The 761-nt window shown below is 45.7% G+C and carries 1 protein-coding gene; it reads left to right on the plus strand.

What is annotated here, in order from left to right; translation table 11 throughout:
* The coding region (locus tag WMO44_RS14945) for an AAA family ATPase (protein ID WP_349153051.1) at positions 1-636 on the plus strand (636 nt) is incomplete at its 5' end.
* Positions 637-761: the final 125 nt, after the last annotated feature.

Consider the following 761-nt stretch of genomic DNA (forward strand, 5'->3'; position numbering starts at 1 on the left):
GGAATCGACACTTTTACATTCCATAAGCCCATTACGTTCTTTGTTGGCGAAAATGGAAGTGGAAAATCTACGCTTCTGGAAGCAATCGCTGTTGCTTACGGCTTCAACGCAGAGGGTGGAACGAAGAACTATTCATTTTCCACATACAACTCCCATTCGGAACTATGTGAGGCTATGACGATTTCCAAGGGGTATCGCAGACCAAAGTTCGGGTATTTTCTCCGAGCAGAGAGTTTCTATAATGTAGCCACCAAGGAAATCGACTATTCCGATGACGATCATCCCTCCAAAGGCTATCACCAAAAATCACACGGTGAAAGTTTCCTCGCCATTGCGCAGGACTACATGGGTGCAGATGGAGTCTATATTTTTGACGAGCCGGAAGCCGCTTTATCCCCGCAGCGGCAGCTCACGTTACTGATCAACATTTATCGGTGTGCCCAAGAAGGGGCGCAATTCATTATCGTATCACATTCACCCATTCTCCTCGGAATGCCTGATGCTGAGATTTTTAGCTTCGACAATGGCACGATTCATCCTTGTCAGTATGAAGATACGGACAGCTACGTTATCACCAAAACATTTGTAAATAATCGGCAGCATTTTTTGAACCAGCTTCTGAACGAAGAAACGTAATGCCGGGAAAGGACATTCCATATGAGTGATTCTACGTTGAAAGAGCTTTGGCAGCAGGTCGCTGAAAAGAAAAGCTGCGAAGCAAAACAGAAAGAACTGACCGCCCAGAGAGATACGCTTGCTGA

Origin of the sequence: Faecalibacterium tardum, assembly GCF_040096515.1 — a bacterium.
Lineage (GTDB): Bacteria > Bacillota > Clostridia > Oscillospirales > Ruminococcaceae > Faecalibacterium > Faecalibacterium tardum.